The organism is Cupriavidus phytorum (genome assembly GCF_003254285.1).
Classification (GTDB): domain Bacteria; phylum Pseudomonadota; class Gammaproteobacteria; order Burkholderiales; family Burkholderiaceae; genus Cupriavidus; species Cupriavidus phytorum.
This window is the reverse complement of record NZ_QKZN01000002.1, coordinates 57828-70520: the sequence shown is the minus strand read 5'-3', so window position 1 is coordinate 70520 and position 12693 is coordinate 57828. Positions and strand designations below refer to the sequence as shown.

Annotated in this window: 10 protein-coding genes; 5 read left to right on the top strand and 5 right to left on the bottom strand. The window is 68.6% G+C overall.

The window, feature by feature from the left end; translation table 11 throughout:
• Positions 1-69 precede the first annotated feature (69 nt).
• From C7416_RS05575 to C7416_RS05560, 4 genes are read right to left on the bottom strand one after another with little or no spacing between them, the layout of a single operon-like run.
• Entirely contained in the window at positions 70-1269 is a 1200-nt protein-coding gene (locus C7416_RS05575; protein WP_111517552.1) for a S49 family peptidase, read from the bottom strand.
• A 23-nt stretch (positions 1270-1292) separates the two neighbouring features.
• Positions 1293-1691, bottom strand: a complete 399-nt coding sequence (locus C7416_RS05570; RefSeq protein WP_111517551.1) for a Rieske (2Fe-2S) protein — start codon at positions 1689-1691, stop codon at positions 1293-1295.
• Positions 1684-2343: an HAD-IA family hydrolase gene (locus C7416_RS05565; protein ID WP_111517550.1), complete on the bottom strand. Its 660-nt coding sequence runs from the start codon at positions 2341-2343 to the stop codon at positions 1684-1686. The genes C7416_RS05570 and C7416_RS05565 overlap by 8 nt, the downstream gene beginning before the upstream one ends.
• Before the next feature lie 30 nt (positions 2344-2373).
• The gene (locus tag C7416_RS05560) at positions 2374-3375 is read right to left on the bottom strand and encodes an RluA family pseudouridine synthase (RefSeq protein ID WP_111517549.1); all 1002 of its coding nucleotides are present in this window, start codon (positions 3373-3375) and stop codon (positions 2374-2376) included.
• A 793-nt stretch (positions 3376-4168) separates the two neighbouring features.
• On the opposite strand from C7416_RS05560, the gene C7416_RS05555 reads away from it, so the two are divergent.
• The 5 genes from C7416_RS05555 (at position 4169) to C7416_RS05535 (ending at position 11110) form a co-directional block, all read left to right on the top strand.
• Positions 4169-7330: an Rne/Rng family ribonuclease gene (locus C7416_RS05555; protein ID WP_111517548.1), complete on the top strand. Its 3162-nt coding sequence runs from the start codon at positions 4169-4171 to the stop codon at positions 7328-7330.
• A gap of 226 nt (positions 7331-7556) precedes the next feature.
• A complete protein-coding gene (moaA, locus tag C7416_RS05550; RefSeq protein ID WP_026164074.1) occupies positions 7557-8681 on the top strand; it encodes a GTP 3',8-cyclase MoaA in 1125 nt (374 codons plus the stop codon).
• Between the two features lie 20 nt (positions 8682-8701).
• Positions 8702-9301 (top strand): molybdenum cofactor guanylyltransferase MobA, encoded by a 600-nt coding sequence (gene mobA, locus C7416_RS05545; protein WP_111517547.1) that lies wholly within the window; start codon positions 8702-8704, stop codon positions 9299-9301.
• Positions 9302-9336: 35 nt separating this feature from the next.
• Complete coding sequence (gene moeA, locus C7416_RS05540; RefSeq protein WP_111517546.1) at positions 9337-10635, top strand: molybdopterin molybdotransferase MoeA; 1299 nt, start codon at positions 9337-9339, stop codon at positions 10633-10635.
• A 193-nt stretch (positions 10636-10828) separates the two neighbouring features.
• On the top strand, positions 10829-11110 hold the full coding sequence (locus C7416_RS05535; RefSeq protein WP_018005172.1) for a hypothetical protein: 282 nt from the start codon (positions 10829-10831) through the stop codon (positions 11108-11110).
• Between the two features lie 76 nt (positions 11111-11186).
• On the opposite strand, the gene C7416_RS05530 is transcribed toward C7416_RS05535, so the two are convergent.
• Positions 11187-12686, bottom strand: coding sequence for a DNA recombination protein RmuC (locus C7416_RS05530; protein WP_111517545.1), 1500 nt, complete (start codon positions 12684-12686; stop codon positions 11187-11189).
• Positions 12687-12693: the final 7 nt, after the last annotated feature.

Sequence of the window (12693 nt, the reverse complement as noted above, 5' to 3'; positions counted from 1 at the left end):
AAACCACCGCGCGGAAATGACAAAGGGGGCGCTTGCGCCCCCTTTGTTCATGCGCTGCCGCGCCAGGCGTCAGCGCATGCCTTGCATGCCGGTGCTCCACAGCATGGTCTTCATCGCCGCGGTGCCCACGGCCGCGCCAAAGCGCTTGGCCACGCGCTCGGCGATGTTCTCCTTGACCGTGTAGTCGACGATGTCCTCGGCCTTGAACAGGTCGCGCGCCACGTACTCGGCACTGCCCAGCCCGTCGGCCAACCCCAGCGCGACGCTGCGCTCGCCCGACCAGAACAGACCGGAGAACAGTTCCGGGTCGTCCTTGAGCCGGTCGCCACGGCCTTCCTTGACCACGTCGATGAACTGCTGGTGGATCTGCTTGAGCATGGCTTCGGCAAAGGCCTTCTGCTTCGGCACCTGCGGCGAGAACGGGTCGAGCATGCCCTTGTTGGCGCCCGAGGTGTAGAGCCGGCGCTCCACGCCCAGCTTGTCCATCAGCCCGGTAAAGCCGAAGCCGTCCATCAGCACGCCGATCGAGCCGACGATGCTGGCCTTGTCGACATAGATCTTGTCGGCCGCCGCCGCCACGTAATAGCCGCCGGAAGCGCAGATTTCCTCGACCACCACATACAGCGGCTTGGACGGGTAGAGGCCGCGCAGCCGGTGGATCTCGTCGTTGATGATGCCTGCCTGCACGGGCGAGCCCCCGGGCGAATTGATCTTCAGGATCACCCCGGCAGCATTGCTGTCGGCAAAGGCCGCCTGCAGCGAGGCGTTGATCGCTTCGGCGCTTGCCGGCGTGCCGGCGGCGATTTCGCCCTCCAGCGTGACCATCGCGGTGTGGCGGCCCGACGCGCTGATGGCGCCATCGCCCTTGAAGTCGAAGACGGCAAACAGGATCAGCGCCAGCAGGCCGAGGGTCACCAGGCGGAAGAAAATGCGCCAGCGCCGCGCCGCGCGTTGCTCGCGCAGCGAGGCGGTCAACACCTTTTCCAGCACATCCCGCTCCCAGCCGCCGCTCGCCTGTCCGCCCACCCGTCCACCACTGGTGGCGCCTTCCAGACGCGCCTTGCGCTCGCGCGCTTCGCGCCGCGCGGCGTCATCGCCCGCGCGGAGTTCATCCTCCAGCGGAAAATCGGCACGCGGCGCAGTCACCAGGCGCTCGGACTCGGGCACGGCGGCGGGCCCGGCATCTCCGGCCTCGCCAGCGGGCTTGCGCGGGTCCGGCTGCCGCGGTTCGTTGGGTTCATCCGAGGGCGGCTTCTGTTGTTCTGTCATGCAAATCGCTCGTGGAAATCCATTCAGGCGCCGCCCGAAGGCTCGGGCGCGCGGTACGGGGCCCGCGGCAGCCAGTAGACCTGGCCGTCGTGTTCCTCGACCTGCAGCTTGGCCAGCGCGGCCCCGCGGCAGGGACCGCCGACGCACTCGCCGCTATCCGGCGCGTACACCGCGCCATGAGTGGCGCACATCAAGTATAGGCCCGAGGCATCGAAGAACCGCCCCTCCTGCCAGTCCAGCTCCATCGGCACGTGCGCGCACCGGTTCAGGTAGGCATGGGCAACGCCGTCGAAACGCACCACAAAGGCGCCGATCTCGCGCCGGTCGAGCGCCACCGAGAAGCGCACGCCAAGTCCGCCCTCCTGCAATGCATCGGCGGCGCACAGCCGCACCGGCGCCTGGCCGGAGGCCGCGTCAGGCATGGGCCAGCAGCCACTCGGTCAGGTCCGGGATCGAGCTGGCGCAGTGCACCGGCGCCATGGCGCGCAGCGACTCGGCCGGATGCGCCCCGTAACAGACCCCCAGGCCCTTGGCGCCGGCGTTGACCGCCATCTGCAGGTCATGGGTGGTGTCGCCGACCATCACCGTGCGCTCCACGTCCTGGCCCAGTTCGCGCGTCAGCTCGTGCAGCATGGCCGGATGCGGCTTGGAGAAGGTCTCGTCGGCGCAGCGCGTGGCATCGAACAGCGCGGTCAGGCCGCTGGCCGCCAGCGCGCGCTGCAGGCCGACGCGGGTCTTGCCGGTGGCCACGCCAAGGAAATAGTGTTCCTCGCGCAGCGTCTCGAGCATTTCGCGCACGCCGTCGAACAGCACCAGGTCGGCGTCGCGGGTCAGGAAATGGTAGCGGTAGCGCTCGGCCAGTCGCGGGTAGTCGGCGGGATCCAGCGTCGGCACGGCGTATGACAGCGCGTCCTTGAGCCCCAGCCCGATCACGTGGCTGGCGGCGCTGTCGTCCGGCACCGGCAGGCCCAGGTCCCGGCTGGCGAGCTGGATACACTTGGCGATGGTCGGGGTCGAGTCCATCAGCGTCCCGTCCCAGTCGAAAACGATCAGGTCAAATTGTTGCCTGGCCATGGAAGTCCTTGTGGCTTTTGAAGCACTACCCTACTCCGGGGCGTGCAGTTCACGCAATTGTTGCAGGAAACCGACGCACTCGTCGGGCAGGGGCGCCTCCACGGACAGCGGCTCGCCGGTGGCCGGGTGAATAAACACCAGCCGGTGCGCGTGCAGGAACATGCGCTTGATGCCCGGCCGGGCGCCGGAACGCGCCAGCGACTTGTTCAGCGAGAAATCGCCGTATTTTTCGTCGCCGACGATGGGAAAGCCCGAATGCGCCAGGTGGACGCGGATCTGGTGCGTGCGACCGGTCTTCAGTTCCGCCTCCAGCAGCGTGAAACCCTGGAAGGCCTCGATCCGGTTGAACACGGTATGCGAGGCCAGCCCGTCGGCCTGGACTCGCACCCGACGCTCGCCGTCCGGCGTGCTGTATTTATATAGCGGCAGCTTCACGTGCTGGCGGGCGTTGACGAATTCGCCGGCGACGCAGGCGAAGTAACGCTTGTCCATGGTGTTGCCGCGAATCTGCTCATGCAGGTGGACCAGCGCCGAGCGCTTCTTCGCCAGCACCAGGATGCCGGAAGTCTCGCGGTCCAGCCGGTGCACCAGTTCCAGGAACTTGGCCTGCGGCCGCGACCGGCGCAGCTGCTCGATTACGCCGAAGGCGACGCCCGAGCCGCCATGCACGGCGACGCCGGCCGGCTTGTTGATGACCAGCAGGTGCGCGTCCTCGAACAACACCGGAAATTCCCCGGCCGGCACCAGGGCCGCGCCGGATTGCGCCGCACTCGCCACCCGCATCGGCGGAATGCGCACCACGTCCCCGGACTGGAGGCGATAAGTGGCGTCGATACGTCCTTTATTGACCCGCACCTCGCCCGAGCGCAGCACCCGGTAAATATGGCTCTTGGGTACCCCCTTGGCCACCTTCAGCAGGAAGTTGTCGATGCGCTGGCCTTCGGAGCCTTCGTCAATCGTGACATACGCCACCTGTGGGCTGGCCGGCGCAGCTTCGGCAGCCTTTTCAATTTGATGGCGTAACTCATTCATTTTCAATATAATTTCCTCGCTGTTCCGGCTCGTGGCCGGCAGCGCAAGACCTGTGTAAGCGATGGATCTTCGAGTTTTATTCGATTTTTCGCATTCTACACTTGGGGTTGCCGTCGACCCCGCCCGTCTCCCGCAATTCGCGTTACGCCAAGCGCCAGACGGGCAAATGGCAGCAAAAAGCAGCACGCACGGTGCCGCCGGCATGCAGGAAGTCGCCCAAAGGTGGCTTCGGCACGGGCAGGCGGTGACGTGGGAACTGAGTGTTCAGGTAAAACAGAATTTAAAGGCGGATGCCGCAGCCGGCATCCGCTTCGGTGAGAGAAGTCCCGCCCGCACCGGGAAACGGTGCCGGCCGGCAGGTTGACCTGCCGCCTGACTGGAAGTTACCGGCGCCCGGTCGCAGAACTCCAAGAAGTAGTAGGTGCGCCCGCCAGGAGAAGTCAGGCTGCAACGGCAACCATGCCGTGTCCGAAAAATTTGCTCTTTGACGCGTCTAGGCCTTCCGCGGCCGGCCGCGATGCCGCCGGCGCTGGTTGCGCCGGCGCCCAGCATCGCCTCCGGCACGGGAATGCGCCGGATGTCTGCGCAAGAGCAGCCTCCGGTGTTCTCTCCTGTCCGCGGACGTTACCCCGACGTCATCGCTCTCTTTCACCCGCGCCCAGCCGCTCGCATGTCTTGCGCAGCGGCGCTTTCCGGCAATTCTCGCGCCTCGCTCGCTCCCTCGCGTGCTCCATGGATCGCCGCGGACACCGCCCAGACGGTGCCACCCGCGACACTGGAGTGAGGTATTGCGATGAAACGCATGCTGTTCAACGCGACGCAACAGGAGGAATTGCGCGTCGCCATCGTCGACGGTCAGAAGCTGATCGATATCGACATCGAGACTGCCGGGCGCGAACAGCGCAAGGGCAACATCTACAAGGGTGTCATCACCCGCATCGAACCTTCGCTGGAAGCCTGCTTCGTCAATTACGGCGAAGAGCGCCACGGCTTCCTGCCGTTCAAGGAAGTCGCGCGCGCCTTCTTCAAGGAAGGCATCGACGTGCGCAACGCGCGCATCCAGGACGCCCTGCATGAAGGCCAGGAACTGATCGTCCAGGTCGAGAAGGAAGAGCGCGGCAACAAGGGCGCGGCCCTGACCACCTTCATCTCGCTGGCCGGCCGCTACCTGGTGCTGATGCCGAACAACCCGCGCGGCGGCGGCGTGTCGCGCCGCATCGAGGGCGAAGACCGCCAGGAGCTGCGCGAGACCATGGCGCAGCTGACCGTGCCGGAAGGCATGAGCATCATCGCCCGCACCGCCGGCATCGGCCGCTCGGCCGAGGAACTGCAGTGGGACCTGAACTACCTGCTGCAACTGTGGAAGGCCATCGACGGCGCCGCCGGCGACAACAAGGCGCCGCTGCTGATCTACCTGGAATCCAGCCTGGTGATCCGTGCGATCCGCGACTACTTCCAGCCGGATATCGGCGAGATCCTGATCGACACCGACGAGATCTACGAACAGGCCCGCGCCTTCATGAGCGTGGTGATGCCTGACAACATGAACCGCGTGAAGAAGTACCGCGACGACGTACCCCTGTTCTCGCGCTTCCAGATCGAGCACCAGATCGAATCCGCCTACTCGCGCATGGTGATGCTGCCGTCGGGCGGCGCCATCGTGATCGACCACACCGAGGCGCTGGTCTCGGTCGACGTGAACTCGGCCCGCGCCACCAAGGGCGCCGACATCGAGGAAACCGCGCTGCGCACCAACCTCGAGGCCGCCGACGAGATCGCCCGCCAGCTGCGCCTGCGCGACCTGGGCGGCCTGATCGTGATCGACTTCATCGACATGGAGTCGGGCAAGGCCCAGAAGGACGTGGAAACGCGCCTGAAGGACGCGCTGCGCCATGACCGCGCGCGCGTGCAGATGGGCAAGATCAGCCGCTTCGGCCTGATGGAGCTGTCGCGCCAGCGCCTGCGCCCGTCGCTGTCCGAGGGCTCGCACATCACCTGCCCGCGCTGCAACGGCACCGGCCATATCCGCGATACCGAATCGTCCGCCCTGCAGGTGCTGCGCATCATCCAGGAAGAGGCGATGAAGGAAAACACCGCCGCCATCCACTGCCAGGTGCCGGTGGAGGTCGCCGCCTTCCTGCTGAACGAGAAGCGCCAGGAGATCAACCTGATCGAGCTGCGCTTCAAGGTCAACGTGCTGCTGATTCCCAACAAGCACCTGGAAACGCCGCACTACAAGCTGGAGCGCCTGCGCCACGACGACCCGCGCCTGGAAGACAGCACCGCCAGCTACAAGATGGCCGAGGCCGCCGCCAAGGAACTGGAAGCCGACACCAGCTACAGCAGCCGCCGCAAGGAAGAAGCCAAGCCGCGCCAGGAAGCCGCGGTCAAGGGCATCACGCCCGAGCAGCCGGCCCCGGTCTCGGTGCCGCGCCCCGAGCGCGCACCGCGCCCGGAAGCCGCTCCGGTGGCGCCGCCCGTGCCGGCCACCAAGCCGGTGGAAGCCGGCGGCTTTATCGCCTGGCTGAAGGGCCTGTTCGGTGCGCGTCCGGCCACTGCGCCGGTGGTGGAGCCGGCCAAGCCGGCAGCCGCCGCGGAAACCCGCAGCACCGATGGCCGTCGTGAGCGCGGTCCGCGTGGCGAAGGCCGCGGCCAGCGTGGCGAGCGCGCCGAACGCGGCGAACGCGGCGAACGCACCGAACGCGCCGAGCGTGGCGAGCGCCAGGGCCGTGGCCAGCGTGGTGAACGTGCCGAGCGCGGCGAACGCACCGAACGCGGCGAGCGTGGCGAACGCCAGGCCGCAGAGCGCGGCGAGCAGCGCGAGGGCCGTGGCGAACGCCAGGGCCGCCAGCCGCGCCAGCAAGGTGAAGGCCAGGCGACGCCGGCCGTGGCGCGCCAGGCCGAGGCCGTGCCCGCCGAGCGCGGCCAGGGTGAACGCGCCGAGGCGCGCCAGGAAGGCCGCCGCGACCGCAACCAGGAACGCCGCGAGCGCCAGCGCGAACGCCAGCGCGAGCGCAGCGAACTGCGCGAAGCCGAAGCCGGCGAAGCGCCGCAGCCGGAAGCCATCGCTGCCGCCCAGGCCCTGGGCGTGCTGCCGCAGGCCCTGACCGAAGAGACCCAGGCCCGCGCCGAACTGCCGGAAGGCGCCGAAGGTATCGCCGAAAGCGCGGAGACCGCCGAGGGCGAAGAGCGCCGCCGCCGCAACCGCCGTGGCCGCAACCGCTATCGCCGCGAACGCGACGAGTCGGGGCAAGGCGTGGCAGGTGAAGGCGAAGGCGCTGCTGCCGAAGGCTTCGCCCAGGCCGGCGCCCAAGCCAGCACTGAAGCCGGCGCACCGGCCGAGCCCGCGCAGCAGCCGGCCGTGGCCGCGCAAGCCGCGCCCGAAGCCGTCGAAACCGTCCGCATCGCGGTGCCGGCAGACGTGACGCCGGCCCCGGCGGCGCAAGCCACCCCGGCGGTCCAGCCGGAGGCCGCACAAGCTGCCGAACCTGCCGAGACTGTCACGCCGGTGGCCGTGGCGGTGACCGAGGCCGTTGCCGCGGAAGCCGTCTCCGAGCCGGCCCTCAGCGCCGCAGTCGAAACCGCTGCGCCGGTCGTGCCGGCCGCTGCCCCCGCCACGGCACCCGCACCGGAGCCCGTGCCGGCACCGGTCGCGGCAACCGCTCCGGCGGCCGCGCCGGCCGCTTCGGCTCCTGCCCTGGCTCCGGTCCAGGCGTCGGTCCCTGCCGCAGCGCCGGCGTCGCTGGAGAACCTGGAGCCGATGCTGGCCACCGCCGGCCTGCAATGGGTCCATACCGACAGCGACAAGCTGCGCTCGGCCCAGGAAGCCGCTGCCCGCATCGTGCCCGCCCCGCGCGTGCCGCGCGAGCGCAAGCCGCTGCCGCCGCTGCCCCAGGGTCCGATGATCCTGGTGGAAACCGGCAGCCGCGAAGTGCAGATGGCATCGCAGCAGTAAGCGACGCCGCTGCGCTGCAGCCAAAGCAAGAAGGGGACGGCCTGGCCGTCCCCTTTTTTCATGGGCGGCGGTCGCGGTGAATCCCCGTCATCACCGCGGGATGCGGATGCCCCGCCCCGGCCTCGGCTAGAATGGCAGCAGAATGCATCCGGTCCCCCCGAGCGCCCGCGCCACTCGCTTCTTGCGTTGCCGTCGCGCTCCCCGGACGCCGTGCCACCCACAGGCCATGACCGAATCCGTCATCCCGATTTTCGACCTGCGCGACCATCGCTACCGCTCGATGACGCCCAGCATTCCCGGCAACCTGGTTGCGCCGACCGGCCTGGTGGCCGACCGCCGCGGCCGGCCGCTGCACGACCTCCGTATCTCGGTGACGGACCGCTGCAACTTCCGCTGCGTCTACTGCATGCCGAAGGAAGTGTTCGACAAGGACTACACCTTCCTGCCGCATTCCGAACTGCTGAGCTTCGAGGAGATCGAGCGCACCGCGCGCCTGTTCGTTGCCCACGGCGTCGAGAAGATCCGCCTGACCGGCGGCGAGCCGCTGCTGCGCAAGAACATCGAGCACCTGGTCGAGATGCTGGCGAAGATCGAGACCGTGTCGGGCAAGCCGCTGGACCTGACCCTGACCACCAATGCCTCGCTGCTGGCGCGCAAGGCGCGCGCGCTGCGCGACGCGGGCCTGACGCGGGTCAGCGTCAGCCTGGACGCGATCGACGATGCCACCTTCCGCCGCATGAATGACGTCGACTTCGCCGTCGCCGACGTGCTGCGCGGCATCGAGACCGCGCAGGCCGTGGGCCTGGCGCCGATCAAGGTCAACATGGTGGTCAAGCGCGGCACCAACGACCAGGAAATCGTGCCGATGGCGCGCCACTTCCGCCACAGCGGTATCATCCTGCGCTTCATCGAGTTCATGGACGTCGGCGCCAGTAACCACTGGCAGATGGACGAAGTGCTGCCGTCGGCCGAAGTGGTGAAGCGCATCGACGCCGAATTCCCGCTCGAGCCGGTGCAGGCCAACTATGCCGGCGAAACCGCCGAACGCTGGCGCTACCGCGACGGCGCCGGCGAGGTCGGCGTGATCTCCAGCGTCACCCACGCCTTCTGCGGCGACTGCAGCCGTATCCGGCTCTCCACCGAAGGCCGGCTCTACCTGTGCCTCTTCGCCACCGAAGGCTTCGACCTGCGCGCGCTGCTGCGCGGCGGCTACAGCGACCTGGAAATCTCCAACGCGATCGCGCAGGTCTGGCAGGGCCGCACCGACAACTATTCCGAGCAGCGCAGCGACCCGGCAGTGCGCGCCAGGCGCGCCGAGCGCAAGATCGAGATGTCCTATATCGGCGGCTGAACCCGCCGCACAACTACTCCATGATTGCACGCGACGACATCACCGGCCTGATCCTCGCAGGCGGCAGGGGCAGCCGCATGGGCGGCACCGACAAGGGCCTGCAGCCGCTGCAGGGCACGCCGATGGCCATGCACACGATGATGCGGCTGACGCCGCAGGTGGGCGGGCTGATGATCAACGCCAACCGCAACCTGGCCGCCTATGAGTCCTTCGGCGTGCCGGTCTACACCGACAGCGTGCCCGACTTCGCCGGCCCGCTGGCCGGGATGCTGGCCGGCCTGGAACAATGTGCGACCCCCTGGATGGTGACGGCACCGTGCGATTCGCCGTTCCTGCCGACCGACCTGGTGGCGCGCCTGGCACAGGCGATCGAGGCCGAGGGCGCCGAGCTGGCGATTCCGGTGACGCTTGACCCCGACGGCCGGCGCCAGACCCAGCCGGTGTTCTGCCTGATGCCGGTCAGTGCGCTCGACAGCCTGGTGGCTTATCTTTCCGGGGGCGGCCGCAAGATCGAAACCTGGGCCGCCTCGCACCGGCTGGCCGAAGTGTTGTTCGACGACGCCGCGGCCTTTGCCAATATCAACACCCTGGACGAACTGCGCGCGCACGAGGCGCGCTGAATCCCTGCCCCAGCCACCGCCGACCGCTGACCGCCATGCCATCGCTGCAATCCGTCATTTCCTGCCTGTCCGACTACGATCCCACCGCGCTGCCGGTGGACCACGCCAACCGCATCATCGGCGAGGTGGTCGAGCCGGTGCGCGGCATCGAACAGCTGCCGATCCGCAGCGCGCTGGACCGGGTGCTGGCCGAGGACATCGTCTCGACCATCGACGTGCCCGCGCACGACAATTCGGCGATGGACGGCTATGCCTTCCAGGGCGCGGCCCTGGCCGCGGCGCAGACCGCCACGGTCGAGCTCGAGGTGATCGGCAGCGCGCTGGCCGGCGGTGCCGGCGCGCTGGCCCCGACCGCGGTGCAGGCGGTGCGCATCATGACCGGCGCGGTGATGCCGGCCGGCTGCGATACGGTAGTGCCACAGGAGTTCGTCGAAACCGGCGCCGACGGCGCGCGCATCCGCTTTGCCGCTGACTGCGTCCGCATCGGCGACAACCGGCGCCTGCGCGGCGAGGACCTGGCCCGCGGCCAGGCGGCGCTGCAAGCCGGGCGCATCCTGCAGCCGGCCGATCTCGGCCTGCTGGCGTCGCTGGGCGTGGCCGAGGTGCGCGTGCGCAGGCGCCTGCGCGTGGCATTCTTCTCCACCGGCGACGAGCTGCGCTCGATCGGCGAGCCGCTCGACCCCGGCTGTGTCTACGACTCCAACCGCTACACGCTGCACGGCATGCTGCGCCGGATGAACGTGGACCTGCTCGACATGGGCGTGGTGCGCGACGATCCCGACTCGCTCGAAGCCGCTTTCCGCACCGCGTGCGAAAGCGCCGACGCGGTCATCACCTCGGGCGGGGTCTCGGTCGGCGAGGCCGACTACACCAAGCAGATCATGGCGCGCCTGGGCGATGTCACGTTCTGGAAGATCGCCATGCGCCCGGGCCGGCCGATGGCCTTCGGGCGCATCCAGGCCGACGGCGCGGGCGCGCACTCCGCGCTGCTGTTCGGCCTGCCCGGCAATCCGGTGGCGGTGATGGTCACCTTCTACCATTTCGTGCGCGCGGCGCTGCACCGGCTGATGGGCGCGACGGTGCCGCCGCTGCCGCTGCTGCGCGTGCGCAGCGCGCAGGCGATCCGCAAGAAACCGGGGCGCACCGAGTACCAGCGCGGCATCCTGGCGCGCGCCGGCGACGGCGAGTGGGAAGTACGCATTACCGGCCAGCAGGGCTCGGGCGTGCTGCGCTCGATGAGCGAGGCCAACTGCTTTATCGTGCTCGGCCACGAGCAGGATTCGGTCAAGGCCGGCGACGCGGTCGAGGTGATGCTGTTCGACGGGCTGGTTTGAGCGGGACGGCGGGGGCTGCGCGCAACCATTCGCTACACGATCGTAGCAATGTGTCGTTTTTGTGCTGCACATTTGCCGCCGCGGCACCGTTGCCGCCGGGCTTTCGGCTGCCCCGCGGCCGCCGGGCTATGCTTGGCATCGGCCAATCGCTACACTTGGCGCACGATTCAGAAACATTCGAGTATCCCCCGTCATGAATCAGGAGATTGCGTACCTCCACCCCGTCAAGACCGCCCGCGCGCTGGTGCTGGTCTACCTGTGCTTCTCCCTGCCGATCGTGTCGCTGGGCCTGTTCGTCACCTTCGTCCGCTATGGTGACCTGCCGGCGATCACGGTCTTCAGCGCGATCATTCTCAATGCGCTGATCGGCTTTGGCCTGCTGTGGCTCGCCTGCAAGGCCTACAACTGGGTGGCCGCCCGCTTCGGCGGCATCGAGGTCCACGTGCGCGAGCTGTCCCCCGAAGAAGACCGCTGAACGGCGCACCGTCATCTCCGGCCGGGCGCTACGCCGGCCGCCTTTCCAGCTTCTCCTCACCTGCCCTGCCGCGCGCTCAGGCCTGGCTGTTTTCCGCGTTATTGGTAGTTTCCGGCGTGCCATCCGCCGCCGCTTCCAGGCCGAGGCCCAGCAGCTGCTGCGCGGCTTCACCCGGCAACGCTTCCACCGTGCGCAGCTTGCGCGCCATCTGCCGCGTGCGCACTTCCGCCTGCTCGATATTGCGCGCGGCACGCTCGAGGGTATCGCGGGTCTTGGCCAGCACGTCGCCAAACTTGCCGAATTCGGTCTTGACCGCGCCCAGCACTTCCCACACCTCGCTCGAGCGCTTTTCCAGCGCCAGCGTGCGGAACCCCATCTGCAGGCTGTTCAGCAGCGCGGTCAGCGTGGTGGGACCAGCCACGGTCACGCGATAGTCGCGCTGCAGCTGGTCGGTCAGGCCGGGACGGCGCAGCACCTCGGCGTAAAGCCCTTCGGTCGGCAGGAACAGGATGGCAAAGTCGGTGGTCTGCGGCGGCGCCAGGTATTTTTCGGCAATGGTCTGGGCCTCGCGCCGCAGCGCCGTTTCCAGTTCGCGGCCGAACGCGAGCACGCCATCGGGATCGCCGCGTTCCTGCGCGTCGACCAGGCGCTCGTACTGTTCCTTGGGAAACTTGGCGTCGACGGGCAGCCAGACCGGCGCTGGGTCCGCGCCCGCCGCCTTGCCGGGCAGGCGGATGGCAAACTCCACGCGCGCGCCCGAGTTGCGCACGGTCTCGACATTCTTGCCGTACTGCTCCGGCGTCAGCATCTGCTCCAGCAGCATCTCCAGCTGCACCTCGCCCCAGGTGCCGCGCGACTTCACGTTGGTCAGCACCTTCTTCAGGTCGCCCACGCCCTGCGCCAGCACCTGCATTTCGCCCAGGCCGCGATGCACCTGCTCGAGGCGGTCCGACACCAGCCGGAACGATTCGCCCAGCCGCTGCTCCAGCGTCGCGTGCAGCTTTTCGTCGACGGTGCGGCGCATTTCCTCGAGCTTGGCCGCGTTGTTGGCCTCGATGTCCTGCAGCTTCTGCTCCAGCGTGGCGCGGACCTCGGCCAGGCGCCGCTCGTTGGCCTCGGACAGTTGCGCCAGCTGCTGCTGCAGGCCGTCGCCGAAGCGGCGCAGCGTGCCGGCCTGCTCGTCACGCGCCTGCTGCGACTGCAGCATCAGGTGCTGGCGCACCTGTTCCAGTTGCTGGGTGTTGGTCTCGGTCAGCTTGGCCAGTTGCTGCGCGAAGGTGTCGATCTGGTTGTTCTGCAGCGTGGCGATGCCGGTCAGCTGCGACGACAGCGCCTGCTGGAAGCGCAGCATCTGCTGCGCCGACTCGCCGCGGCTGCCGCGCGCTGCCTCGGCCACCTCGGTGCGCACCTCGCGCTCCAGCCGCTCCATGCCGCGTGCCTGCTCCAGCCGCATCTCGTCGAGCTGCCGCGCCATGCCGGCCCCGGATGAGCCGGCCTGCTGGCGCAGCAACACGATCACCAGCAGCACGACCGCGAGCAGCGCCGCGGCCAGCGTCAGGAACGGAATCAGGGTCATGCGAAAA

Bases quoted from the DNA above. Each gene is read 5' to 3' on its own strand.
- C7416_RS05575 (WP_111517552.1), bottom strand. From the start codon at position 1,269: ATGACAGAACAACAGAAGCCGCCCTCGGATGAACCCAACGAACCGCGG.
- C7416_RS05570 (WP_111517551.1), bottom strand. From the start codon at position 1,691: ATGCCTGACGCGGCCTCCGGCCAGGCGCCGGTGCGGCTGTGCGCCGCC.
- C7416_RS05565 (WP_111517550.1), bottom strand. From the start codon at position 2,343: ATGGCCAGGCAACAATTTGACCTGATCGTTTTCGACTGGGACGGGACG.
- C7416_RS05560 (WP_111517549.1), bottom strand. From the start codon at position 3,375: ATGAATGAGTTACGCCATCAAATTGAAAAGGCTGCCGAAGCTGCGCCG.
- C7416_RS05555 (WP_111517548.1), top strand. From the start codon at position 4,169: ATGAAACGCATGCTGTTCAACGCGACGCAACAGGAGGAATTGCGCGTC.
- moaA (WP_026164074.1), top strand. From the start codon at position 7,557: ATGACCGAATCCGTCATCCCGATTTTCGACCTGCGCGACCATCGCTAC.
- mobA (WP_111517547.1), top strand. From the start codon at position 8,702: ATGATTGCACGCGACGACATCACCGGCCTGATCCTCGCAGGCGGCAGG.
- moeA (WP_111517546.1), top strand. From the start codon at position 9,337: ATGCCATCGCTGCAATCCGTCATTTCCTGCCTGTCCGACTACGATCCC.
- C7416_RS05535 (WP_018005172.1), top strand. From the start codon at position 10,829: ATGAATCAGGAGATTGCGTACCTCCACCCCGTCAAGACCGCCCGCGCG.
- C7416_RS05530 (WP_111517545.1), bottom strand. From the start codon at position 12,686: ATGACCCTGATTCCGTTCCTGACGCTGGCCGCGGCGCTGCTCGCGGTC.